This is a genomic window from Marinobacter sp. P4B1 (assembly GCF_001447135.1).
GTDB classification, from domain to species: domain Bacteria; phylum Pseudomonadota; class Gammaproteobacteria; order Pseudomonadales; family Oleiphilaceae; genus Marinobacter; species Marinobacter vinifirmus.
Genome location: NZ_LLXM01000015.1, coordinates 139,788 through 163,843, shown reverse-complemented (window position 1 = coordinate 163,843; position 24,056 = coordinate 139,788). Strand labels below are relative to the sequence as shown.

The window sequence follows — 24,056 nt, the reverse complement described above, 5'->3', positions numbered from 1 at the left end:
ATCCGTTCAGTGGGTTGTCCCGTTCGGGCAAGGGGCACCGCCCCGTTCCCATTGAATGGTGGTGTGATGGATGTTGAACTCGGCCGCCAGCATGGCCGAGGCCTGGTGGATGGCCTCGTCATCGCCTTCCGGGTCCGGCTTGACCAGGTGCACCGTCAGGGCATTCTCGGTAGTGCTCAGGGCCCAGATGTGCAGGTGATGGGCAGACTGCACGCCGGGCAGGTGCTCCAGGTGCTCGCGCACGGCAGCCGGGTCGATTCCCCTGGGAACGGCATCCAGCGCCAGGTTGATGGATTCTTTCAGCAACTGCCAGGTACCCAGGAAGATCACAACGGCAATAACCAGGCTGATCACCGGGTCGATCCAGGCCTGGTCGGTGAACATCAGTATTGTGCCTGAAATCACCACCCCGACCGATACCGCAGTATCGGCGGCCATATGCAGGAAGGCCCCGCGAATGTTCAGGTCACCCTTCTGGCCTTTCATGAACAGCATCATGGTGATGCCGTTGATCACCACGCCGATGCCGGCCACCACAACCACCACAAGGCCCGCGATTTCTCCCGGATTGCCGAGCCGCTGGAGGGCTTCCCAGGTGATACCGCCCACCGCGGCAATCAGAATCAGGGCATTGAACAAGGCTGCCAGGATGGTGGTTTTCTTCAGGCCATAGGTTTTGCTGGTGGTGGCCGCTTTGCTGGCAAGCCAGCTTGCGGCCCAGGCCAGGAGCAGGCCCATCACATCACTCAGGTTGTGCCCGGCATCGGCAATCAGCGCCAGGGAGCCGGACAGCACGCCGTACACCGCTTCAATCACTACAAACAGGGTGTTCAGGATCACCGCAATGGCAAAGGCGCGGTTGTGGGTGCCGAACTGGTGGCTGTGATCGTGGCCGTGGCTATGGTCGTGGCTGTGCATGGTTTCCTCGTTCGGGGAATGTTCGGGCGGCGGCTTAGCCCTTCAGGGCCAGGATGCGCCGGGCTCCGCTCAGTACAATGAAGCCGACAATGGTGCCGATGACCAGGTCTGGATAGTTAGAGCCAGTCCAGGCCACCAGCGCGCCGGCAACAATAATGCCCAGGTTGATGATCACATCGTTGGCGGAGAAGATGTAGCTGGCCTTCATGTGGGCGCCACCTTCACGATGCCGGGAAATCAGCAGCAGGCAGGCGGTATTGGCGATCAGGGCGACTACCGCGATAGCCATCATCAGCGTGGACTCCGGCTCGCTGCCGAAGACAAACCGCCGGCCCACCTCAAGCAACACCCCGAGCGCCAGGATAAGCTGCAAAATGCCGGCAACATGGGCTGCCCGCACCTGCATCTTCACGCCATGGCCCACGGCGTAAAGCGCCAGGCCATAGACTGCGGCATCTGCAAACATGTCCAGCGAATCTGCAATCAGCCCGGCAGACTGGGCGATCAGCCCCATCACCATCTCAAACACGAACATCAGGCCATTGATGGCCAGCAGGATCCAGAGCGTGCCGGCTTCCTGTTGCTGGCTTGCCCCGGAATCGGCAGCTGCCTGAATGGCTTCCGTACTGGCCTTGCGGGTATCCCGGAGCTCTGCTCCGAGCCCCAGGGTGGAGAGCTTGTCGGTAATTGGCGAGGCCTCTCCGTTATGCAGTACCTCAAGGGTGCGGCCCGGCAAGTCAAACGACAGGCCCTGAACGGCGCTGAAACCGCCCAGCGCCATGCGAATCATCCGCTCTTCGGAGGGGCAATCCATCCTGGGAATCCGGTAGGTGCTCAGCCAATCGCCGGACGCGTCATTGATATCGCTCCGGGCCGTTTCGCCTGCTGCAGGTTTACTGTTGCTGCAGCAGTTGTTGCAGGAAGTGCTCATTCATAGCTCCGGTTCATGAATCGGGTCATCCTATTAGAAAACCTGTTAGTTACTGCAGGGTCAAGACAGTTTACACAAAGAAGGATCATGGTCTTAACTGTAAGAGATGCTCATCAATAATGATGAAGAGGTGGATCTCATGAACAGGTTTACACGAATAGTCGCATACTCCGTTTTGGTGTCAGCCCCCTTGCTGGCTTTTGCCCAGGGCAACTCTGGACAAATGCCCCGTGGAGGCATGATGAATCAGGGTGGCATGATGAACCAGGAGCAGATGCAGCAAATGCATCAGAACATGTCTCAGATGCAGGAGATGATGCAGGAAATGCGCAACGCCAAGTCCGACGCCGAGCGCCAGCGTATCCGCGAGCAACACATGGAGTCCATGCAGCAGCATATGCAGTTGATGCGTGGAGGCGCAGGCCCGGGCATGATGGGACAGCGCCAGGGGCCGTCGGATGGTGGCCAGGGCATGGGTAACCAGCCCAAAGGCCAGGCCGGTGGTATGGGCCCTCGTTCCGGCGGTGCCGGTATGGATCCGGAACAGCGCCTGGAAATGATGGAGCAGCGTATGGAGCACATGCAACTGATGATGGAGCAAATGCTGGAGCACCAGGCGCAGAGCCAGAGAGGGCGGTAAACAAACTTGGAGTTTGTTGTTTTTCCGTTGAGTGATTTAATCAAATAAAGACAGCTGGTTGTCCTGTGTCTGCTTGGCTGCCGCTTTCGGCCGTGTTTGGTGCGGCCCCTTGCGGCTGCCGTGGCGGTCCAGCACCCGGCCAGTCTCTTCCCGGCTTATGTGTTGTTTTCGGAAGTCGCCCACCGCCTTGCGCGCTGCCCGGGCCGCCTGTTCATGGTCGCACACCGGGGCAATGTAGGTGTTGCCGCCGAACTTCGCTTTCTGGGTAGGCGTCATCAACCAGGGAGTATGGATCATTTCCCGGGGCACCCCAGCCAGCTCGGGAATCCAGCGCCGGATAAATTCGCCGTTCGGGTCCAGCTTCTGGCTTTGCAGCACCGGATTATAGATGCGCAGGGCATTGATGCCGGTCAGGCCGGATTGCATCTGGGCCTGGGAATAGTGAATGCCCGGCTCGAAATCGGTGAACAGTCGCGCCAGTTGCAGGGCCGGATCACGCCAGTGCAGCCAGAGTTGATAGCTGGCCACGGCCATCAGCATCGCCCGCATCCGGAAGTTGAGCCAGCCGGTATATTGTAGGCTGCGCATGCAGGCATCCACCAAAGGCCAACCGGTTTGCCCTTGCTGCCAGCGCTGTAGCCGTTCGGAATCGTTCGGCCCGGTTTTCATGCCCTCCAGTTCCCGGTGCATGGCGCGGAACTCCAGCTCCGGCTCGTCTTCAAGTTTCTGGATGAAGTGGCAATGCCAGTGCAGACGGGAGCGGAAGCTGGTCAGGCTTTTCTGTTTCCGGGGCAGGGTATTCCGATGATTGCCGGCCGCTGGTGTCTGGCTGCTGCCAGTATTCGTCTTCAATGACGTACAACGGAATCACCGGTTCAGCCAGAGTCGCGGCAGCCACCAGCGGGGGCGTGATCGCGGGTGCGTAGATCCCGCTTGAACCAGACCACTGTGGTCATGGCTGCGTGCTCCGGGCGCGGCGGCAGCGTTCACTGCAATAGCGAACATTGTCCCAGTCTTTTGCCCACTTCTTGCGCCAGGTGAAGGGGCGCTGGCAGACCGGGCAGGTTTTTTCGGGCAGGTGTGGTTTTTTGTGCATCCGGGGTTTTTGGTTTTTACTGAGGGTATGGGTTTTGATGGATATACGTGACTGAAACGGCAAAGGTTTTCTTATGACCAAACTGAACGAAGGACTGCAGCCCCCATCGGTCCTGATCTTCGACTGGCACGGCACGCTGGTGGACACCCACGATGCCATGTTCAGTGCCATGGAGGAGATGCTGCCCCAGCTTGAAGAGCTGGGCTTGGTAGAGCAGCTCTTACCGGAAGACCAGTGCCGCACCGAGGACGACGCCCGGCTGGTACGCTACATCCGCATCTTTCGCCGCTTGCACCCGCGCATTCTGGCGGAGCGCCGGGTGTCCCGCACGGATATCTTCAACGCCATCTTCGGCCCCAACAAGGCGGCCAAGTTGCAGGCGCACAAGGCCTACAACAACGCCTATCGAAAGTATTTTGGCCAGGTTAGGCCGTTCCAGCCCGGTGCCTACGAGTACTTGTCAGCCCTCAAGGCCATGGGCATCAAGCTGGCGGTGTCCACCAACCGTAACCGGGAGTTCCTGGACAAAGAGCTGGATATGGTGGACGAAGGCCGTTGGCGCAACCTGTTTGATGCCACCGTGTGTGCCGACGATGTCACCGAATACAAGCCGGACCCGCAAGTCATCCTGAAGGTGCTCGAGCAACTGGAGCTGCCGGCAGACCAGAAGGCCTGGTACATCGGCGACAGCTACGTGGATATGCTCACCGCCCACCATGCGGGGGTGTCTGGCGTGTTCTACAACGGTGCTTGCTGGGAGCCGGAACGTATCGACAGCTGGTTCACCAGGCGCGATGCACCGGCCGCCGTTCTGGACAGCTTTGAAGGCCTGATGGACCTGATGGCGCTGCTGGAGCGGGAGCAACCGGATGCGTTCAGCGTCAGCCCGGCAGAAGTGCGCCCGAAGCCTTTCCCGGCACCGGAGCGGCCGGAGCCCCGGATCGAGCCGGACTGGCACCCGGCGGTGGTAAAACTGATTCGCCCGGCGGTGATCCTGTTCGACTGGCATGCCACCTTGGTAGATACCCTAGATGCCATGTACCACGCCGTGGACGACATGTTGCCGGACTTCCACAAGCTGGGACTGATGGACCGGATGGTGGCGCCGGAAGACAGCAAGACCCCGGAAGATGCCCGGCTGGTGGCCTACGTGCGCGAATTTGCCAAGTTACACCCGAAAGTGAAGGCAGACCGGAAAATCTCCCGCACGGATATTTTTGAAGTGCTGTTCGGCGACGACCAGGACGCCAAGCAGATTGCCCACAAGGCCTTCAACCATCACTACCGTAACCACTACGGCACGGTGAAAGCATTCGAGCCCCGTGTAAGGGATGTGCTGGAGGGCCTGCACCGGCTGGGGATACAGGTGGGGGTGATTACCAACCGGGACCGGGAGTTCTTCGAACACGAACTGGCAGCGGTGGAAGACACCGGCTGGACCCATCTGTTTGAGGTGGATGTGTGCGGAGACGACACCCCATTGCGAAAGCCGCACCCGGACCAGCTGTTACTGGCGGTACAGAAGCTGGATTACCCGCCGGACCCCAGCGTCTGGTACGTGGGAGACTCCACCACGGATGTGATTGCAGCCAAGCGGGCAGGGATGACGGCGGTATTCTTTAACGGTGCCCAGTGGGACTTGCCCTGGCTGAACCGGATTTTTCCGGGCACCCACAAACACCCGGACAAACCGGATGTGGTGGTGAATGATTTCTCGGAGTTCTGGGCGCTGGTGCTGGCCTGTGAGGTAGGCCCGCCCTAATCGCTGGCGCCTTTCAGGGCTTCTTCGATGGCAAGCCCGATGGACAATACGCCTTCTACGCCGTTGTTCGGCTCGTCCAGCGGCAGGGGAAAGCTGACGATCACCTGGAACCGGCTGGTGGATGCATCGTAGCGAATCGGGGATACCCAGAAGTCTTGCCTGCGGGTTAAGCCCTGACTGGTTTCTTCAACCAGGTCCTGGAACTTTGCTTCATCCCCCTGCCAGTAATCGGAGGACAGTTGGCTCATGGCTGACAGGGCACCCTGGCTGTCGATCAACAGAATCTCGGTAACCAGAGGGGCTTGCTTCGACTGCCAGTTTGCCAGGGCCCGGGAGGCTGGCAGTTCCAGGATCTGGCGGGCCAGGGGTGTCATGCTGGCCGGGGCCAGTGCCTGCCAGACGGTGTCCTGGGTGAGGATGTCAGTAAAGGTGTTGTAGTGGCTGCCCTGGTGCAGGGCTCTTTGCAGGTCTACCTCGCCTGCCAGGCTGCGGGCCAGTTCTCCGGCTATCCTGGTTACCTGCTGGTGTTCCTCGCCGGATAACTGTGTCTGGGTGCCCATGCAGGCGGGCAGGCTCAGATTGAACCGATTCATGAAATCCGGGTGCCGGGTGACAAATTGCGGGTTCAGGTACAGGTGTAACGGGGCGTAGCGCAGAAAGGTGTGCTGAATACCCTGATGCAGCTCCGGCTGGTTTTCCCGCAGCCCGGACATCACTCGCTCGTCCAGCAGGGCCAGGTCGATGCGTTTTCGTTTCAGCAATGCCGGCAACTGGCTGGCGCTGCCCACAGCAACAAAGGCTTCGAGCCCTTGCTGCCTCAGCCAGAGTTCTTCATTGCTGCCACCCACCACGCCAATGCGGGCGTTTTCAGGTACCGGTTGCTCGCCGGTATAGAACCAGTGCCATTTCTCCAGGGCAACCGGGTGGCTTGCCCAGGCGCTCTGGTCCAGCTCCGGTGAGCGGTCGACTGCAAAGTAGCCGTCTACCAGGTTGCGCTTCAGCGAATACAGGGCGCGGTTCTGGGGGACCAGTCTGATCTGGGTATGGGCTCCGGCCTGTTCCATGGCGCAGCGTATGGTGTCTGCGGTTTCCCCGGCAACCTCCGGGCCATTGGGTGTCTCATTGGCGTATTGGTAGGGCGGGGAATGAAAGGTGTAGAGGGTGTAAACCCGATGGTCCGCTGCCGCCTGGGCGGCAGCCACAGCCAGAAACAATCCGATTGTCAGAGACCGAATCTGCATAGTTTGGCGAGCATCCCTGTGACCAATTTGTGAAAAGTGACAGAAGCATAGCAGTGATTGCCCAATATTTCTGCTGGCAGCGGGGCCCCGGTTCACAGGTTTTCGATGTCCTTTAACAGCTCGTCGGCCCGGGCCAGAATCGCTTGCCGGCGTTCCGGGGCTTGTTTGTCCCAGTTCCGGTACATCATGGTCATGCGCGGATTGTTGGCAAAATCCTGCCGGTGCCGGTCAATAAAGTGCCAGTACAGGCTGTTGAACGGGCAGGCCCGCTCTCCGGTGGCATCCTGCACCCGGTAGTGGCAGTTCTGGCAGTGGTCAGACATGCGCTGGATGTACTTGCCGCTGGCAGCGTAGGGCTTGGAGCCCAGGTAGCCTCCATCGGCGTGCATCACCATGCCCAGGGTATTGGGCAGCTCCACCCAGTCGAAGGCGTCGATATACACCGCCAGGTACCAGTCGCAGATGGCTTCCGGTTTCACCCCGGCCAGCAGGGCAAAGTTGCCGGTAACCATCAGCCTCTGAATGTGGTGGGCATAGGCGTTACGGGCAGTGGCGTCGATGGCCTTGTGCATGCAACGCATCCGAGTGTCGCCGGTCCAGTAGAACCATGGCAGCTCCCGTGTATTGCCCAGGCGGTTTTCCTCGGCGTAGGCGGGCATCAGCAGCCAGTAGATGCCGCGCACGAATTCCCGCCAGCCGATGACCTGGCGGACAAAGCCTTCCACGGCGTTCAGTGGCGCCCGGCCGGCGTGCCAGGCTCGTACCGCTTCCTCGCAAACCTCCATCGGCTCCAGCAGCCCGGTATTCAGGTAGGGCGACAGAATGGAGTGGAACAGCCAGTCTTCGTTGTCGGACATGGCATCCTGGTAGTCACCGAAGCAGGGCAGGGCAAAGTCGATAAAGTGGCCAAGGGCCTGGCGGGCCTGTTCGGCGTTGACGGCGTAGTGGAAATCGTCTGTGGTGCCGAAATGTTCCGAAAAGTGCTCGTTCACCAGTTCGATTATGTCAGTGGTGATGGCATCCGGTTCCTCCCGGAACGGAGCCGGGGCAGGAGGTTTGCCGGTCCATTTCTTGCGGTTATCGGCGTCGAAGTTCCAGTGGCCACCTTCGGGCTGGCCATCTGACGTCATCAGCAGGCCGGTTTTCTTGCGCATTTCCCGGTAGAAGAACTCCATGCGCAGCTGTTTCTTGCCCTTGGCCCAGCGGGCGAACTCGTCAATGGCGCACACGAAGCGGGTATCCGGGCGGATTTCGACATTCAGGCCCAGCGTTTTATGCCACTGGCTGACCTGGTTGTGTAAACGCCACTCACCGCACTCCGTGGTGATCACGCGTTCCGGTCGGTGTTCCCGGGCCAGCTCCGCTATCACCTGTTCAAGAGATTGAGCCGGGTTGTCCGGGTGGTAGTGCTGGTAATGCACCCGCCAGCCTTCGCGTTCCAGCTCCTGGGCAAAGTGCCGCATGGCGCTGAATATGAATGCCAGCTTCTTCTTGTGGTGGTTGGTGTAGCTGGCTTCGCTGTGGACTTCGGCCATCACGATCAGGTCGTTTTCCTTGTCTGCGCCATCCAGCGCGGAGAGTCGGGGGCTGAGCTGATCGCCCAGAATCAGTATGAGATTGGCCATGTCGGGCTCCGGCTGAGTTTATCCTTTAGAGGTAGGCAGAATACGCCATGGGCGCAAGGGTGGTTCATTGGTTAAGTTGATACACTCAGCTGATTCGCATCAAATCGTGACAGCCGCCGGTCAGGCATAATGCGCGCTTTCCGGCATGCCAATCCTATTCGACGTTAGAGTTTTACTATGGCTTCTGATACTGCTGCAGCAAACAACCTGCCCGCTTTCATCTGGGACGAGGCGCTCATCCGCCGCTATGACCTGAGCGGCCCCCGCTACACGTCTTACCCCACGGCGGTGGAGTTCACCCCGAACTATTCCATTGAAGACATGGTTAAAGCGGCAGGCCGCAGCAAGGCCTCCGGCGGGCCAATCTCGCTCTACACCCACCTGCCGTTCTGTGCGCACCTGTGCTACTACTGTGCCTGCAACAAGGTAATCACCAAGAAGCGCGACAAGGCCATGCCTTATGTTGAGCGGGTACTGAAAGAGGCAGCCATCCAGTCAAAACTGTTCGGTGCCGACCGGCCCGTCCAGCAGCTGCACTGGGGCGGTGGCACACCCACCTTCCTGCCCCGGGATGTGATGCAGCACCTGATGGCTGGTTACGGTGAGTTGTTTAACCTACAGTCCGGCGATGAGCGGGACTACAGCGTGGAAATCGACCCCCGCGAAGTGGACGAAGATACCCTGTCGACCCTGTGGGAGCTGGGCTTCAACCGCATCAGCCTGGGCGTGCAGGATGTGAACCCGGAAGTGCAGAAAGCGGTAAACCGCATCCAGCCCCGGGAGATGACCGAAGCAGTGCTGAACGAAGCCCGCCGTATCGGCTTCCGCTCCATCAACCTGGACCTGATCTACGGCCTGCCGCATCAGACTCCGGAAAGCTTTGCCGAAACCCTGGAGTCGGTGATCGAGATGTCTCCGGACCGCCTCTCGGTGTTCAGCTACGCGCACCTGCCGGATCGCTTCTACCCGCAAACCCGGATCCAGGCGGATACCCTGCCGAGCCCACAGCAGAAGCTGACCATTCTGCACAACACCATCAACCGTTTACTGGAAGCCGGCTACGAATACATCGGTATGGACCACTTCGCCAAGCCGGACGACAGCCTGGCGGTGGCCCAGCGCGAAGGCCGCCTGCACCGAAACTTCCAGGGTTACACCACCCACTCCGATTGCGACCTGGTGTCTCTGGGTGTGTCTGCTATCGGCCAGACCGACGATGCCTACTTCCAGAACAACCACGACCTGCCGTCGTGGGAAGCGTCCATCGATGCCGGCCAGCTGGCCATCATCCGTGGCGTAGGCCTGACCCGCGACGACCGCATTCGCCGCTGGGTGATCGGTCAGCTGATCTGCCAGTTCCGGCTCGATCGCAAGCAGTTCGCCGATAAGTGGAACGAAGATTTCGACCGCTACTTCGCGGATGAAATGAGCCGCCTGAAGCCGATGATCCAGGACGAGCTGATTGCGGATTCCGGTTCCGTGCTGCAGGTTCAGCCGGCCGGACGGCTGCTGATCCGGGCCATTTGCCAGATCTTCGATCTGTACCGTAAAGAGGGCGCCAGCCAGCGGTTCTCACGGATTATCTGATCGTACACTAATATTCTGTCCTCTAAAGACTGGACTAGGGAGTGCCAAATGCGTATGGTTTGGCGCTCCCTCCTCCGGGCTGTTTCTATTTGTGGTGAAGAGGACAGAAAATACCATGACATCTAAAGACTTTCGTGGCCTGCTGGCCCATCTGAGCTTCCCTTAGCAAGTCTGACCTCCGGGCGCCCCTGCCCACCTTTCGTTACCCCGTTGCCCCGCTGCAACACCTCCGCGTGTGCGGACTTTCCAGACGAATGGCTCCACCCTGGCGAGCAACTAGTGCGTTGCAGACTGCCGGTGGGTTTCTGTCGTTTTGAACAGAGGTTGAGATTTGAACGAGAACGGATTTACCCAATTTTCGACAATCACCGTATTGTTGCTGCTTGCCGCCTTCTACGGTGGTACCTACCTGCTGACCTTGCTGATTCGCAAGGAAAAAGAAGATACCTCCGGCTTTATGGTAGCCGGCCACCATGTCGGTTTCGGTATGGGCGCGGCCAGTATGACCGCCACCTGGATCTGGGCCGCGTCTTTCTACGCGGCAGCCACCTCCGGGTACACCTACGGGGTGTCCGGGCCGATCCATTATGGCCTCTGGGGCGCGCTGATGATCCTGTTCATCTACCCCTTCGGCCGCCGGTTCCGCAAGCTGGCCCCCAACGGCCATACCCTGGGTGAGCTTATCCACGCCCGTCATGGTTCTTCCAGCCAGCTGATCCTGGCCGGGTCCAACGTGCTGGGCAGCATTATCAGCCTGATGGTCAACTTCACGGCCGCCGGTGCGCTGGTGTCGGTGCTGTCGCCGTTGTCGTTCGAAACCGGTGTGATTGTGGCCGGTGTGGGCGTGTTGGCCTACACGCTGACGTCCGGTTTCCGGGCCTCGGTGTTTACCGACTTTGCCCAGCTGGTGGCGCTGATGGCGATTGCCATCATTATTATCCCTGCGGTTCTCTACTCTGCCGGCGGCCCCAGCGTCATGGTGGAAGGCCTGAGCAAGATGACCGACGAGCAGGCCAACCTGTTCTCGGTGGAAGCCATCATGAACCAGGGCGCACCTTTCTTTGTGGCGGTCCTGGCCTATGCCATCGGTAACCAGACCATTTCCCAGCGCCTGTTTGCGGTGCGCGAGAAGAACATCAAGTCCACCTTCGTGACCGCCACCATCGGTTACGGTGCCATTGTGATCGGCCTGGGCATGATTGGCCTGATGGCGCTGTCGGTTGGTGTAGAGCCCATCGACGGCAAGATGAACAACCTGATTCCGCAGATGGTGTCTACCTACCTGTCGCCGTTCTTCGTGGCCTTGTTCTTTATCCTGGTGATCGGCTCGCTGTCGTCCACCGCGGATTCTGACCTGTCCGCGCTGTCTACCATCATGATGGCGGATGTCTACGGCAAGAATATCGCCAAGGACAACCCAAACCCGAAAGTGATGATGCTGGTTGGCCGCATCACCATGATTGTGGCTACCGTGGCGGGGCTGATCTTTGCCAGCTTCTCGCTGGATATCCTGGTGATGCTGGTGTTCGTCGGCGCACTCTGGGGTGCCATCGTGTTTCCGGTGATCGTCAGTTGCTACTGGGACAGGGTCACCAATTCCGCCTTCACCTGGTCGGTGGTGGTGGCCATGGCGCTGTTCTGTATTGCCCGCTTTGAGCTGCTGGAAATGACCGGTATGACCGTACTGGCCTTCGAAGTCCTGGCGTCTGTCGGCGGAGCCGTGGTGATCGGCATGATGGTGTTCGGTTTCTTTGGCCGCGCGGCAGGACTGGTTGCCGGTGCCATAACACTGGTGGCCATGCTGATGTTCGCCACCGGGTTCCTGAGGGACTACATGGTGCTGGTAGCTTCACTGACGGCCTACGGTGCCAGTGCCGTGGTGTGTACCGCCATGACCCTGCTCAGCAAGGAAGAACGCTTTGACTTCGACCTGATCAAGAAACGGGTTGGTGACTATGACGACGCCGACAGTGAAGACACTGCCGGCCTGATTCCGGAGGGTGCGAAATGACAAACGAACTGGTTTACGGTGCTTATATCCTGGTGTGGCCGGCCATCACCCTGGTGGTGCTGGGCGTGATCTGCGGCGCGGTAGCCCGGGATGTCCGCCGAGCCCGCAACAACGATGATGACCTGATCTGACCCCGGTCTGACAATGGTCAATGCGCCGGCAGGCCCGGGGCAGTAGGTTAGCTCCTTCACCATGTGGAGGAGTGTAATGGAACTTGTCTGCCCTGCCGGTAGCCTGCCGGCCCTGAAAACCGCTGTGGACAATGGTGCCGATGCGGTTTACTTCGGTTTCCGAGACAGCACCAACGCCCGCCAGTTTGCCGGCCTGAATTTCAACGAGAAACGCGCCGGGGAGGGCATTGAATACGCCCATTCCAAAGGCAGCCGGGTGTTCTGCGCCATCAATACCTATCCGCAGCCAGACGGCTGGGAGCACTGGAAAGGCGCGGTAGACCGGGCTGCATCCATTGGTGTGGATGCCATCATCCTGGCCGATATGGGCCTGCTGGACTACGCCGCCAACAAATACCCGCACATCCCCCGCCACCTGTCGGTACAGGGGTCGGCCACCAGCCACGAGGCCCTCTCGTTCTACAAAGACAACTTCGATATCCGCCGCGCCGTATTACCCCGCGTATTGTCGCTGGACCAGGTACGGGGTGTCGCTAAACACAGCCCTGTTGAACTGGAAGTGTTTGCCTTTGGCAGCCTGTGCATCATGGCGGAAGGCCGTTGTTATCTGTCGTCCTATCTCACCGATGAATCCCCGAACACCCGCGGTGCCTGCTCTCCGGCCAAGGCCGTGCGCTGGCAGGAAACCCCGCAGGGGCTGGAGTCGCGCCTGAACGATGTGCTGATCGACCGCTACGGCCCCGGTGAAAACGCAGGTTATCCCACGCTGTGCAAAGGCCGCTTTGAAGTGGAAGGCAGTGTGTACCACGCCATTGAAGAACCGGTCAGCCTGAACACCATGGATATCCTGCCGGAGCTGCAGGAACTGGGCATCAGCGCGGTGAAAATCGAAGGCCGGCAACGCAGCCCCGCCTACATTGCCGACGTGGCCCGCACCTGGCGCCAGGCGCTGGACGGGCTGGCAGCACACCCGGGCATGTTCACGGTAGAGGATGCCTGGCGTAACACCCTGTCTGGCCTTTCCGAAGGTGGCCTGACCACCATCGGCGCCTACCATCGCAAGTGGAAATAAGGTTGTATCCATCATGATGAAGCTATCCCTGGGCCCGATCCTCTGGTTCTGGTCTAAGCAAAGCGTGTTTGATTTCTATGCCAAGGCCGCGGAATGGCCGGTCGATACCATCTATCTTGGCGAGGTGGTGTGCTCCCGCCGCCGGGAACTGAAACCTGATGACTGGCTGGACCTGGCCCGGGATTTGAAAGCCTGTGGCAAGAATGTGGTGCTCTCCACCCTCACGCTGATTGAATCCGAAGCGGACCTGCGCCGTCTGCGCCGGTTCTGTGAACAGGACGAATTCCTGGTGGAAGCGAACGACCAGAGCGCCCTGCAGGTGGCTGTCCGCAACAAGATTCCGTTTATCACCGGCCCGTCCATGAACATCTACAACGTGGCCACCCTGAAAATCCTGGCCAGGCAGGGCTTGCAGTGCTGGAACCTGCCGGTGGAATTGGGCAAGGAAACCCTGGGGCAGTTAATCAGCGAGCTGAAGGCTGAAGGCCTGGACCTGCCTGCCGAAGTGTTCTCCTGGGGCTTCCTGCCGCTGGCCTGGTCGTCCCGCTGCTTTACCGCCCGCCATTACAACCTGCCCAAGGACAATTGCGAATTCCGTTGCCTGGAGCATCCGGATGGCATGGAACTGCGCTCCCGGGAGAGCCAGGAACTGTTCCGCATTAACGGCATCTCCACACTCTCCGGTTCCCGCTATGACCTGATGCGGGAGCTACCGGATATGGAGCGCATGGGGGTCAGCACTGTGCGCCTGAGCCCGGAACATCAGGGCATGGACGAGGTGGTCAAACGTTTTGATCAGGTCCGCCGGGGGCAAGTGCCGGCCGCCGACCCGCTGCAGCTGGTAGAGGCACCACCCTGCAACGGGTATTGGTATGGCAAGCCGGGCATGGACCTGGTAGGTGCCTGAGCACTAGCAAAAGGCCGGGGCATTGAACCCGGCCTTTTGCGTCAGGACCCGTTATTCCGGGCCCAACCCAGATCCTCAAGAATGGCATAGAGCGCTGGCAAGGCCACCAGGATCAGCACGGTGGATACCAGCAAGCCGAACACCACCGAGATCACGAGTGGAATCACCGCCATGGCTTGGGTGCTGGTTTCCGCCAGCAGCGGCAGCATGCCAGCGACCGTAGTGCTGGTGGTAATCAGGATGGCCCGGAAGCGAGCCCGGCTGGCGGCACCGGCAGCTTCCTGTGCGCTCATGCCCTGTTCCCGGTAGCTCTTGATGAACTGCACCAGCAGGATGGCGTTGTTCACCACAATCCCGGCCAGTGACGCGGCACCGATCAGTGAGGGCATGGACAGGTTGTAGCCCATCAGCAGGTGGCCCCAGACGGCACCCATAAATGCGACCGGAATGGCCAGCATCACGATGACCGGCTCCAGGTAACTACGGAACTGGAACGACAGAATCAGGAAGATCCCCAGCAGGCCGATCAGCAAGCCCCGGGCGATGGACTGGCCGGTTTCCCGGGAGCGGGCGGTCTGGCCTTCGACCTGTAGGGTGATTTCCGGCCATTGCTCCTGAAGTTTCGGGAATACCTGGCTCTGCAAATCCGCCACGATGGCATCGGCGTTGGTTGTCCGGCCGTTCACATCGGCAGACACGGTGACCGTGCGCAGGCCGTCAATCCGGGTCACCTGCGCCCACTGGCGTTCCTCGGTTATATCGGCCACCTCCCGCAGGGGCACCATCTGGCCCTTGCCGGTGGTGATCGCGGTGTCTTCCAGGAACTGGCGGGTGTTGCGCTCGGCGCTGGTCTGGCGCACCAGGATTTCGATGTGCTGATCACCAATCTGCACCGTATCCACAATATCCCCGAGCAGCCCGGTTCGGATCTGGCTGGCCACGTCGGATGCCGTCAATCCGAGCGACAGGGCGCGGTCGTTCAGCGACAGTGTGCGCTGGGGCTTGCCGGGGCGAAGATCATCCAGCACGTTGAAGGTACCGTTATAAAGGGCAACTTCGTCGCTCAGATACTGGGCCGCGGCCTTCAGCTCATTCAGGTCAGTACCCTGCAGGCGCACTTCAATGGGGATGCCCGCGGGGCCGAAACCGGGTTCCTGGATATTGAGGGCAATCAGGCCGGGGATGTCTCCGATCTCTTCATGCCAGCGGTCGGTGAGGGTGGCCAGGTCCACGGTGCGCAGCTCCGCGGTCAGCAAATCGGCCATCACCGTGGCCACGTGGGCGCCTTTTTCACCGGCACCGGCGTGCTGGTTGAAGCGGGTCTGGATGTTCTGTACCAGTGCTTGCTGGTCGGGCTGGTCTGGCGTGTATTCCTCGTTGAGCCGGAGCATGGTCGAGGTGATGCGTTCGGTAATGGCCCGGGTCTGGTGCAGGGGGGTGCCCTGGGGCATCAGTACCCTGGCTTCCAGTACATCTCCGTCGATTTCCGGCATGGCTTCCATGCGCACATGGCCGCCGGCCATCAGCCCCACCGAACCCAGCAGTATCAGCAGCATGGCGGCCAGTACGCCGTAGCGGAACCGGATGGCGCGGTCGGCCAGTTGCCCCACTTTCTCCCGGACGTTTTCAAAGCCGTTGTCGAAGGCGGAACGAAAGCGGGAAGGGGCCTTCTCGCGCCTTTTGCCCAGGCCGCTTTTCAGGTGGTGAGGCAGTATCCAGAAAGCTTCGATCAGCGAGGCGGCCAGGGCGGCAATCAGCACCACTGGCAGTACCTCCAGCACCGCTCCCAGCTCTCCGGCCAGAAACGCCAGCGGGATGAACACGGACACCGTGGTCAGGAAGGAGGACAGCACCCCGGGCAGGATCTCCTGGGTTCCTTTGGCAGCCGCCTCCAGCGGGCTGTTGCCGTCGGCGTGCCACTGGGCAATGTTGTCGGTAATCACCACCGAATCGTCCATCACAATACCGATGGCCATGAGCAGGGCCACCAGGGTGATCATGTTCAGGGACAGTCCGGTGAGGGCCATCACCACAAAGGCACCGGCAAAGGCGGCTGGCAGGCCGAACAGCGCCCAGAAGGCGAGACGGGGTCGGAAGAACAGGGCCATCACCAGGCCCACCAGCACCAGCCCCGTGATGCCGTTGCCCACCAGCATTTGCAGGCGGTCCTTCACAATCGAGGTCATGTTCTGGGTGATTTCCAGCTCGACATTGCCACCACGGCGGGCTTTTTCCTCGTCGATAAAGGCTTCCAGGGAATCCATCACCCGCAGGGCATCGTCATGGCGGTTTTTGTGGATCTCCAGAACGATGGCGCGCTGGCCGTTGAAATCCACCCGTTCCTCCTCCCGTTCGTGGGCCTCGGTGATGGTGGCAATGTCGCCCAGCGTCAGCACAGCGCCGGCTGCTCCACCGATAACCGGCAGTTCGGCCAGGGCCTGCAGGGAACGGCGTTCATCCACAAACCGCAGCTGGATGTCCTGGCTGTCGGTCTCGATAGTGCCCAGGGGCATGTCCAGGTTCTGGCTATTGATGGCCCGGGCAATATCCCGCACGCCCAGGCCGTACTGGCGCAGCAGGTCCCGGGACACTTCGATGTGCCACTGGCGCTGGGACAGGCCCACGGGAATCACATCGGCCACCCCTTCCATGGCGAACAGGCGGTCTTCCAGCTGGCTGGTGTAGGCCTCCAGGTGAGAGAAACTCATGGGCCCGTACACCGCGATGGCCGCGACCAGGCTGGTGCGGTAAAGCTCCCGGATGACCGGGTCTTCGGCCTCTTCGGGCAGGTCGGTCAGGGCTTCGATTTCCGTGCGGATATCATCCAGGAACCGGCCCATATCGCCCCGGGGTTCCATGCTGGCAATGGTCTGGGCCTGGTTGTCCCGGGCGGTACAGGAAACCTCCTTCATGTAATCCACCCGCTGTAGCGCTTCGCCCAGCCGCTGGCAGATGGCTTCCTCCACATCCGCAGCGGTGGCACCCCGGTATTCCATGGTGATGCTGACTTCCGGCGGCAGGTAGTCGGGGAAGGTTTCCCGGGTCAGGTTGGGGGCAGCGAACAGGCCTACTGCCAGAATCAGGATCAGCAGCAGGTTGCCGGCGGTCGGATGCCCCGCGAACCAGCGGATCATGGCTGATCTCCCGGAGCAAGCAGGGTGCCGTCGATGGCAGGAACCAGGTCATCCAGAACCAGCCGGTCTCCCGGTGCCAGTCCGTCATCGATAATGACATCTTCACCTTGTTGCCAGGCGACAGACACTGGCTGGCGCTGCAGGCGGTTGTCCTCATCGGCAAGGTAGACCACACCCTGATGCACCGCGCTGGCCGGGATGACGATGACGGGCTCGGGAGTCTGCGCGGTAATGCTGGCCTGCACGAACATATTGCGGACCAGGGGCGGGCGTGCTGGCGGATTGGCGTTGCGGTAGGGTTCGTCTACAGAAATAACGGCCTGGACTGTGCGGGTGGCCGGGTCCAGGCTGCTGGTGACCCGGGTGAGTTTGCCGGGCCAGTGGGCATCCGGCACGTTGGTGGGGGTTACCCGGATATCAAGTTCGCCCAGGGGCAATTGGTCATGAAAGTCGGTGAAGTGGTTGGTGGAGCCCGTTTCCGGCAGGCTGCGCCCGGACAGCTGCGACAGCACCCGGCGCAGTTCCGCCACTTCCAGCTGCACGGTGGCTTCGGCGCGGGTGATGTCGTCGGCAATAAACAGCGTCTGCCCGGGGCTGACATGCTGGCCAGTGTCGATGTCGGCCTGGTGGACACGCAGATCCCAGGGCGCTTCAAAACGGGTGTCGTCCAGGTCTTCCCGGGCACTGGCCAGGGCAGACTCGGTTCTGGCCATACGGGCTTGCAGGGTCTCCCGCCTGGCAGGAATCAGGTTCTGCTGGTTGCGCAGGGTCTGGATTGCCTGCTCCTGTTGCAGGGTGGCCCGTTGTTGTTCGTCGTAGCGGGTTTGCGACAGGGCACCCCGCGCCACCAGGGTTTCAGCCCGGTCCAGCTCCCGCCGTGCCAGTGTTAACCGGTGTTCTTCCAGCTTGAGTAACTCGCCGGTATTGCGTTCTTCCTGGTCCAGTTGTCGCAGCTCCGCTTCAATGCCAGCCAGGTCGGCCCTGGCGGAGGCTTCGGCCAGTTCATAGCGGGTCGGGTCGATCTCAAGCAGCCGTGTGCCCCCTGGGATCAGATTGCCACTTTCCAACTCTGGGTGTTTCCAGATAACCCGGCCACCCACATTGGCCACCGCATTCCAGCTTCGGGCCGGCAGCACCTGACCATAGCCGCGGGCTTCGGTACGGAACTTACGGGGAGTGATTTCCATAATCCGCACCGGCGTCGCAGTTGCTTGAGCCTCGACCCTTTCCGGGGGTTGTTTCAGCTTTACCATGATGACCACAAAGGCAATGCCGGCAATCAGGGCCAGCGCCAGCGTCAGTTTATTTTTCCGGGTCATTGCTCATCTCCTGAAAACTGGCGCTGTAAAGTTTGAAAATTCGGGGGGCAGTCTGCTCAAGCGTCGCAATCTCTCCGCTGACCATTGCCTGAACCACCAGCCCCTGAATGGCGCCGAGGTACAACACCGCCGCCGCTTCGGTATCGATACCGGCGGCTATGCGCCCCTGTTCGATGCCTAGCTTCAGTAAACCGACCACCTTTTTGCGGTAGCGGGCAAGGGCCTGGCGGACGATGGTTTTGGCGGGGCCGTTGCCGGGTTTTTGCAGCTCACCCAGCATCAGGCGGGGAATGCCCGGGTGTCGGGCGATAAAGCCCACATGGGCGCGAAACATGGCTTCCAGGGCCTGATCAGCGTGTTCGTGCCGGTCCGCCTCCCGGAACACCTGGCTGGTCAGTTGCTCCGAGACCCAGCCTGCCACGGATTCCCACAACCGGCTTTTGTTCGGGAAATGCTTGAACAGCGCACCCTGCGACAGCCCCACTTCATCGGCAATCCGGGCGGTGGTCAGGGTGGCCGGGTCCTGTTCGGCACACAGCTGGACGACCGCCTCGATAGTGGCGGACTGGCGCAGTTCGGTGCTTTGGTAGGTTCGTTTTTCGGGCGCTTTTGTGGTTGCCATTGGAGCTTCCCTGAAAGAAAGTAATCAATTGCTTTATTCTGGTAGGTGGTTGCCGATTACGCAAGAAACAAGGTGGGCAAGTCATGGTTCAGGGTGTAGGTAAAAGCCGTGTAAAGGCCATCCGGTTTGATTTACCTCAAGCATTACGATCGGTGGTAAGCGTAGTTTGCTATTTGTTGATGGCGACGCAGAGGAAATTGTCATGTCGCGTATTCCGTTGTTTTTCTGGGGGCTGGTTGCAGTCGTCAGTGCTGCCTGGTTCGCAGCCGATAGCCTCTGGGTGAGCCCGTTTGCTTACTTCCCGTTCCGGTCGGTGTTTGTGCAGTATTCGGGGATTCTTGCTCTGGTCATGATGGCGGTGGCCCTGTTGCTGGCGCTGCGGCTCCGGGCTCTGGAACGTTGGGTTGGTGGCCTGGACAAGGTGTACCGGCTGCACAAATGGCTGGGCATTGGCTCGCTGGTGCTGGCCACGTTGCACTGGTGGTGGGCGCAGGGCACCAAGTGGATGGTGGGCTGGGGCTGGCTGGAAAAGCCGGTCGGAAAAGGGGCAGGGCAGCAACTCACCGGTCTTGAAGCCTGGTTCCGCAGCCAAAGGGGGGTGGCAGAAACTTTGGGAGAATGGGCCTTCTATGCGGCTGCCGTGCTGATTGTGCTGGCGCTGGTGAAGGCCTTTCCCTATCACCTGTTCCGTAAAACCCACAAATTGCTGGCGGTGGTTTTCCTGCCCCTGGCCTGGCACAGCTTTATCCTGATGGAGTTTGATTACTGGGCAGCGCCTATTGGCTGGCTGACTCAGGCCGCTGTTGTGGCTGGCAGTGTTGCAGCCGTTTTACTGCTGGTGGGCTGGCCGGGCAAGGTTCGGAAGGTACCGGGGGAGGTGGTTTCCGTGGCTCACTATCCTGATCTGAAAGTCTTCGAATTTCTGGTGAAGGTGGTGCAGGGATGGTCCGGCCATAGTCCCGGGCAGTTTGCCTTTATCACCTCGGATGCTGCGGAAGGCCCGCACCCTTACACCATTGCATCAGACTGGAACCCGGAAACCCGGTGCCTGAAGTTTGTGGTCAAGGAACTGGGGGACCACACCCGCCGGGCCAGCCGCCGGATCTGCGAGGGTATGCCGGTTGCGTTGGAGGGGCCCTATGGCGGCTTTGATTTTGAAGATGATTGCCGCACCCAGATCTGGGTAGGGGCGGGCATCGGTATTACTCCCTTTATTGCCCGGATGGGTCGCCTGGCGGGTTGTCCTGACAATCGCACCGTTTACCTGTTCCATCCAACCGCGGATGTCAACGAGGAGGCCCTGGCAAAGTTGCGGGCAGATGCGGAAGCCGCGGGCGTTAACCTGGTCATTCGATGCAGCCGCACCGAAGGCCGACTGACGCCGGAGGAAATCCGGGATGCCGTGCCCGACTGGCAGCAGGCCAGCCTTTGGTTCTGCGGTCCGGTAGGTCTGGCCAAGACCCTGTTCAGCCAGTTCCGGAAATGGGGTATGCCGGCGAAACGGATGCACCGGGAGTTTTTTGATATGCGTTGAGGGCTGCGCTTACTGGTGCTGGAGCCAGCCTTGCTTCCGAGCTTTCTGATACAGACTACGCCCACACCAGTTCTGCTGCTGCCAGAAGAACCGGAAGCGCCAGGCGAGCTCTGGAATCCAGAAGCGCTCGGGCGTTTCCAGTGAGGGCTCTCCGGGCGTCAACTCCAGGTCGGCGGTAATGACCCCGGGGCCTTCTTGGCGGTGGCGGCGGGCCAGCCGGTTGCCTGTATGGTCGATAATCTGCGCCTCTCCCATCAGTTCTCCCTGATATCGGGGAGAGGGCAGGCCGAAAGGTGCCATTGGGATGGTGCCTTCCAGCGGGCCGCAGTGTGCCGCGTGAATGTTGGCAACGCCCAGCATGCGCGCAAACTGACCCGGTGCCTCCGCCATGTAGTCGGCATTCATGCTGGCCATGGTGTCCATAAAACCCCTCAGAACTGGCCAGTTGAATGGCGGCGACCACCAGTGGCTGCCGGTCATGGCGAAGTCGATTTTGCCTTTGAGCCGATGCACGGTGCCGGTGCGAATGGTTTCCCAGCATACGGCAGTGCCGACCAGCCCAAATGCTGTGTCGTGCAGGCCATGATCACTGCCACCGGTGTAGTAGGCATTTTCGATCATGGTGGGCAGGTCTTTGTCATGCCGGCTGACGGTGCCATCAGGCTGCACCAGAGTGTAGCAATTGTAGACATCGGCAGACTTGCCCGTGCCCCGGTGCTCCAAATAGGACCCGCCCACCAGCAGGTTATGGTCGGTGGCGTATTCTCGGAGTAAATCCAGCGCCGGGTTTTCGGTCGGCAGGCTGGCGGCCCAGAGTCTCGGGTTTTCAACAATCGGGGTGGTAAAAAACTCTGGTACGGCAACAACCCGGGCCTTCTGGTGAACCGCTTCATCCAGTAGCTCCCGGATATGATCCAGGTTGTAGTTAAGGTCACCCAATCGCCCTTGCATCTGTAGGGCAGCTACCCGGGTTTTCGTCATGCTGTGTCTCTGCTTTTTATGAGTGATGGATCGCCGCGCCGGCATACAGTCGCAGCTGAAGCTTGTGGCTGTGGAAAACAACCCGGGGCTTCAGGTTATCAATGCCCAGCGACCGGAGCCGTTCGGCCATCGGGTGTTGGCTGCTGCCCACCCGGGCGCGAACACTGCCCGGCAGGCACGCCTTGCCGCCGCCACGGGTGATCACCTGGGTGCGTAGCAGTTCCTTGTTATGCCATGAGTAAAGCACCAGATCCAGTTGCGGCCCAGGTATTCCCGGTTGGCCTTCGAACAGGGCCTCGGCTTTGGCGTAATCCACTTCCCACATGCCAAGAAAATTGGAGTTGTCATAGTAAAGGATAGGCAGGTCAACCTTGCCTTCGCTGGTTTCGAAGGGGGTCAGCGGGTACTGAAAGAGCGGGTCTTGTTGCCACTTGCTCATGGTTAAACTCCTGCGGGCTGCCAGGCGCGGCTGGCCTCGGTATGCACCAGGCTGCGGATGGCCCGGGTTTCGGCCGCCATGGTGGCCAGCGTCTGCTGAACATCCTGATAGTGAATCAGCGCTTTGCCGCCGAGTTGATAGTCCCGAGCAAAGGCGATAGCTTTTTCGGTGGCGGCTCGGGCAAAACCAACACCCATAGCGGCCACCGGTATGCGGGAGGCATTCAGGGAGGCCCGGTTCAGAGCCCAGCCTTAACGCAAACCGCCGACGACATTTTGGTCGGGCACGAAAACATTGTTGAGTTCCAGCTCGGCTGCTCCGGACGCGCGCATGCCCATTTTCAGTTCGGTGCGGGCCACCTTGAAACCGGGTGAGTCCGCCGATACGTAGAAGCAGGTCCAGGACTCCATGCCCTCGCCCTCGAGTGCGGCGAATACGGTCAGGCTGCGGGCCAGATCACCGCCACTGATGTAACACTTGCGACCATTCAACACCCAGCCGCCTGGTTGCTAATTTTAGTTTTCAGGCCAAATGCCTGCGGGCTGGGGACATTCCATGAGCTACTTCGACGAATATCGGCGCGGAATAACCAGTGCCCGGCTGATGGTGGATTACTTTCAGGCGCAGGGCGCCAGTGTGACACGGCTTCTGGCAGGAACTGGGCTGGCCGTGGGTGACCTCAACGATCCCAATACCGACATTCTGGCTCGCCAGGAGCTGCGCCTGGTCGCGAACATTCTGGCTCAGGTGCCGGATGCGCAAAGCCAGGCGGCGGCTCTTGGCAATCGCTACCACTTTTCTGCCTATGGTTTGTGGGGCTATGGTCTGGTGTGCTGCAACACGGCGGCACAGGCACTGTCACTGGCCCTGAACTATCTGCCGCTGACCTATGCGTTCAGTGGTATCGGATACCGGGAAGAAGGCGATAAGGGATTTTTGTGTTTCACGCCACCACCTCTGGAACCGGAGGTCAGCCAGTTTGTGCTGGCGCGGGATATGGTGGCGGCTGCCTTGCTGGTTCGGGAGCTGTTAGAGCAGTACCGCAATGCTGAGGCCTGCCGGCTGTTGCAGCAGAGTGATCTGACCATCAGTGACATTGCACTCCGGCTGGGGTTCAGTGATACCTCTACGTTTTCCCAGGCATTCAAACGATGGCAGGGCGTGGCGCCAAGCGTTTACCGAGTGCCTCCTCCCTCTTTTTAATCCATTCTGTGAAAGTGACTCGGCCAGGCTCACCGTCAGGCAGACCTGCACATTCACGACCTGGACATGCTCAGTGGTTACTGTGCCGGCTGGTCTTTGCGTACCCTGTTGCACGAGGGCCTGAACGGTGTGCCAGGCAAGGTGGAAGCGGCCCCGCCCAAGCACCTCTCAAGCGCCATCGGCCAGATGGTCAATTTTCTTGGCACCCTGCAGAACGAATGGGCCGGCGCCCAGGCCTTCAGCTCCTTCGACACCTACCTGGCCCCGTTTATCCGCAAGGACAACCTGGACTACGCCACCGTGCGCCAGTGCATCCAGGAGTTTGTTTACAACCTGAACGTGCCATCCCGCTGGGGCACCCAGACTCCGTTCACCAACATCACCTTCGACTGGGTCTGCCCGGACGACCTGCGGGAACAGATACCCATTATTGGCGGTGAGGAAATGCCATTCAGTTACGGCGAGTTGCAGGCCGAGATGGACATGATCAACCAGGCCTACATTGAGGTGATGACGGCGGGGGAAATCACCTGGCAGCAAGCTCTGGAGCACCTTTTAAAGCGCCGTGGCCTGCTGGATGCGGTGGTGTTCAGCGGCGGAGAGCCGACGATCCAACCCGCGCTGTTGCCCGCCATGCAGCAGACCCGGACACTCGGATTCCGCAACGGCCTTCATACCGGTGTGCCGCAACTCAGACGGCTGACGCCTTTGTTGCCGTATCTGGACTGGGTTGGGCTGGATATCAAGGCGTTACCTTCTGATTACGAACTGATCACCACCAATCGCCGGGCCGGGCTGGACAGCTGGGCCGCGATTGATGCGCTGCGAACGGCCGATGTGGACTTCGAGTGTCGGTTAACCTGGCATGGTGCCTGCCCCCTGAGCGGTGAAGATCGTCTGCGG

22 protein-coding genes and 1 pseudogene are annotated in these 24,056 nt (G+C 60.3%); 10 read left to right on the top strand and 13 right to left on the bottom strand.

Annotated elements, in window-relative coordinates:
- Positions 1–6: 6 nt before the first annotated feature.
- Together AQ621_RS12390 and AQ621_RS12385 are read right to left on the bottom strand one after the other, a co-directional pair.
- Positions 7–918, bottom strand: coding sequence for a cation diffusion facilitator family transporter (locus AQ621_RS12390; RefSeq protein WP_058341708.1), 912 nt, complete (start codon positions 916–918; stop codon positions 7–9).
- A gap of 34 nt (positions 919–952) precedes the next feature.
- The gene (locus tag AQ621_RS12385; RefSeq protein ID WP_058341707.1) at positions 953–1,849 is read right to left on the bottom strand and encodes a cation efflux transmembrane domain-containing protein; all 897 of its coding nucleotides are present in this window, start codon (positions 1,847–1,849) and stop codon (positions 953–955) included.
- A 238-nt stretch (positions 1,850–2,087) separates the two neighbouring features.
- Here AQ621_RS12385 and AQ621_RS12380 point away from each other — a divergent pair, with 238 nt between their 5' ends.
- Complete coding sequence (locus tag AQ621_RS12380) at positions 2,088–2,489, top strand: DUF4175 domain-containing protein (RefSeq protein ID WP_227508328.1); 402 nt, start codon at positions 2,088–2,090, stop codon at positions 2,487–2,489.
- 36 nt (positions 2,490–2,525) lie between these two features.
- Here AQ621_RS12380 and AQ621_RS12375 read toward each other — a convergent pair whose 3' ends face one another.
- The gene (locus AQ621_RS12375) at positions 2,526–3,341 is read right to left on the bottom strand and encodes an FAD-binding domain-containing protein (RefSeq protein ID WP_227508327.1); all 816 of its coding nucleotides are present in this window, start codon (positions 3,339–3,341) and stop codon (positions 2,526–2,528) included.
- A gap of 100 nt (positions 3,342–3,441) precedes the next feature.
- Positions 3,442–3,585, bottom strand: a complete 144-nt coding sequence (locus tag AQ621_RS17375) for a DUF2256 domain-containing protein (protein ID WP_081697541.1) — start codon at positions 3,583–3,585, stop codon at positions 3,442–3,444.
- Positions 3,586–3,658: 73 nt separating this feature from the next.
- Here AQ621_RS17375 and AQ621_RS12370 point away from each other — a divergent pair, with 73 nt between their 5' ends.
- Complete coding sequence (locus tag AQ621_RS12370) at positions 3,659–5,347, top strand: HAD family hydrolase (RefSeq protein ID WP_058341705.1); 1,689 nt, start codon at positions 3,659–3,661, stop codon at positions 5,345–5,347.
- Here AQ621_RS12370 and AQ621_RS12365 read toward each other — a convergent pair.
- Positions 5,344–6,588, bottom strand: coding sequence for a substrate-binding periplasmic protein (locus tag AQ621_RS12365; RefSeq protein WP_058341704.1), 1,245 nt, complete (start codon positions 6,586–6,588; stop codon positions 5,344–5,346). The two genes, AQ621_RS12370 and AQ621_RS12365, sit on opposite strands and share 4 nt — an antisense overlap.
- A gap of 92 nt (positions 6,589–6,680) precedes the next feature.
- Positions 6,681–8,213 (bottom strand): cryptochrome/photolyase family protein, encoded by a 1,533-nt coding sequence (locus AQ621_RS12360; protein WP_058341703.1) that lies wholly within the window; start codon positions 8,211–8,213, stop codon positions 6,681–6,683.
- A gap of 177 nt (positions 8,214–8,390) precedes the next feature.
- Between AQ621_RS12360 and hemN the strand changes: the two genes are divergently transcribed.
- The 5 genes from hemN (at position 8,391) to AQ621_RS12340 (ending at position 13,921) form a co-directional block, all read left to right on the top strand.
- Entirely contained in the window at positions 8,391–9,800 is a 1,410-nt protein-coding gene (hemN, locus tag AQ621_RS12355; protein WP_058341702.1) for an oxygen-independent coproporphyrinogen III oxidase, read from the top strand.
- Between the two features lie 331 nt (positions 9,801–10,131).
- A complete protein-coding gene (locus AQ621_RS12350) occupies positions 10,132–11,811 on the top strand; it encodes a sodium:solute symporter family protein (RefSeq protein WP_058341701.1) in 1,680 nt (559 codons plus the stop codon).
- Positions 11,808–11,942: a putative transporter small subunit gene (locus tag AQ621_RS17835; protein WP_022987857.1), complete on the top strand. Its 135-nt coding sequence runs from the start codon at positions 11,808–11,810 to the stop codon at positions 11,940–11,942. Before AQ621_RS12350 ends, AQ621_RS17835 begins: the two co-directional genes overlap by 4 nt.
- A 76-nt stretch (positions 11,943–12,018) precedes the next feature.
- Entirely contained in the window at positions 12,019–13,014 is a 996-nt protein-coding gene (gene ubiU, locus AQ621_RS12345) for a ubiquinone anaerobic biosynthesis protein UbiU (RefSeq protein WP_058341700.1), read from the top strand.
- 13 nt (positions 13,015–13,027) lie between these two features.
- A complete protein-coding gene (locus AQ621_RS12340; RefSeq protein ID WP_058341699.1) occupies positions 13,028–13,921 on the top strand; it encodes a U32 family peptidase in 894 nt (297 codons plus the stop codon).
- A 41-nt stretch (positions 13,922–13,962) separates the two neighbouring features.
- On the opposite strand, the gene AQ621_RS12335 is transcribed toward AQ621_RS12340, so the two are convergent.
- Genes AQ621_RS12335 through AQ621_RS12325 form a run of 3 tightly spaced genes read right to left on the bottom strand, consistent with a single transcriptional unit; the run spans position 13,963 to position 18,996 of the window.
- Positions 13,963–17,055, bottom strand: coding sequence for an efflux RND transporter permease subunit (locus AQ621_RS12335; protein ID WP_058341698.1), 3,093 nt, complete (start codon positions 17,053–17,055; stop codon positions 13,963–13,965).
- A complete protein-coding gene (locus AQ621_RS12330) occupies positions 17,052–18,374 on the bottom strand; it encodes an efflux RND transporter periplasmic adaptor subunit (protein ID WP_058341697.1) in 1,323 nt (440 codons plus the stop codon). The genes AQ621_RS12335 and AQ621_RS12330 overlap by 4 nt, the downstream gene beginning before the upstream one ends.
- Positions 18,358–18,996 (bottom strand): TetR/AcrR family transcriptional regulator, encoded by a 639-nt coding sequence (locus AQ621_RS12325; protein ID WP_058341696.1) that lies wholly within the window; start codon positions 18,994–18,996, stop codon positions 18,358–18,360. Before AQ621_RS12325 ends, AQ621_RS12330 begins: the two co-directional genes overlap by 17 nt.
- Positions 18,997–19,198: 202 nt before the next feature.
- Between AQ621_RS12325 and AQ621_RS12320 the strand changes: the two genes are divergently transcribed.
- On the top strand, positions 19,199–20,530 hold the full coding sequence (locus AQ621_RS12320; RefSeq protein WP_058341695.1) for a ferredoxin reductase family protein: 1,332 nt from the start codon (positions 19,199–19,201) through the stop codon (positions 20,528–20,530).
- A 9-nt stretch (positions 20,531–20,539) separates the two neighbouring features.
- Here AQ621_RS12320 and AQ621_RS12315 read toward each other — a convergent pair whose 3' ends face one another.
- The 4 genes from AQ621_RS12315 to AQ621_RS17720 are packed head-to-tail and all read right to left on the bottom strand — an operon-like array spanning position 20,540 to position 22,441.
- Complete coding sequence (locus AQ621_RS12315) at positions 20,540–21,511, bottom strand: carbon-nitrogen hydrolase family protein (RefSeq protein WP_058341694.1); 972 nt, start codon at positions 21,509–21,511, stop codon at positions 20,540–20,542.
- Between the two features lie 16 nt (positions 21,512–21,527).
- Positions 21,528–21,950: a hypothetical protein gene (locus AQ621_RS12310; protein WP_058341693.1), complete on the bottom strand. Its 423-nt coding sequence runs from the start codon at positions 21,948–21,950 to the stop codon at positions 21,528–21,530.
- 2 nt (positions 21,951–21,952) lie between these two features.
- A complete protein-coding gene (locus AQ621_RS17725; protein ID WP_201785345.1) occupies positions 21,953–22,192 on the bottom strand; it encodes an acyl-CoA dehydrogenase family protein in 240 nt (79 codons plus the stop codon).
- 9 nt (positions 22,193–22,201) lie between these two features.
- On the bottom strand, positions 22,202–22,441 hold the full coding sequence (locus AQ621_RS17720) for an acyl-CoA dehydrogenase family protein (RefSeq protein ID WP_058341691.1): 240 nt from the start codon (positions 22,439–22,441) through the stop codon (positions 22,202–22,204).
- A gap of 64 nt (positions 22,442–22,505) precedes the next feature.
- On the opposite strand from AQ621_RS17720, the gene AQ621_RS12295 reads away from it, so the two are divergent.
- Both AQ621_RS12295 and nrdD read left to right on the top strand, forming a co-directional pair.
- The gene (locus AQ621_RS12295) at positions 22,506–23,153 is read left to right on the top strand and encodes an AraC family transcriptional regulator (protein ID WP_058341690.1); all 648 of its coding nucleotides are present in this window, start codon (positions 22,506–22,508) and stop codon (positions 23,151–23,153) included.
- 18 nt (positions 23,154–23,171) lie between these two features.
- Positions 23,172–23,678, top strand: a pseudogene (gene nrdD, locus AQ621_RS17830) (anaerobic ribonucleoside-triphosphate reductase); the annotation flags it as partial.
- Positions 23,679–24,056 lie beyond the last annotated feature (378 nt).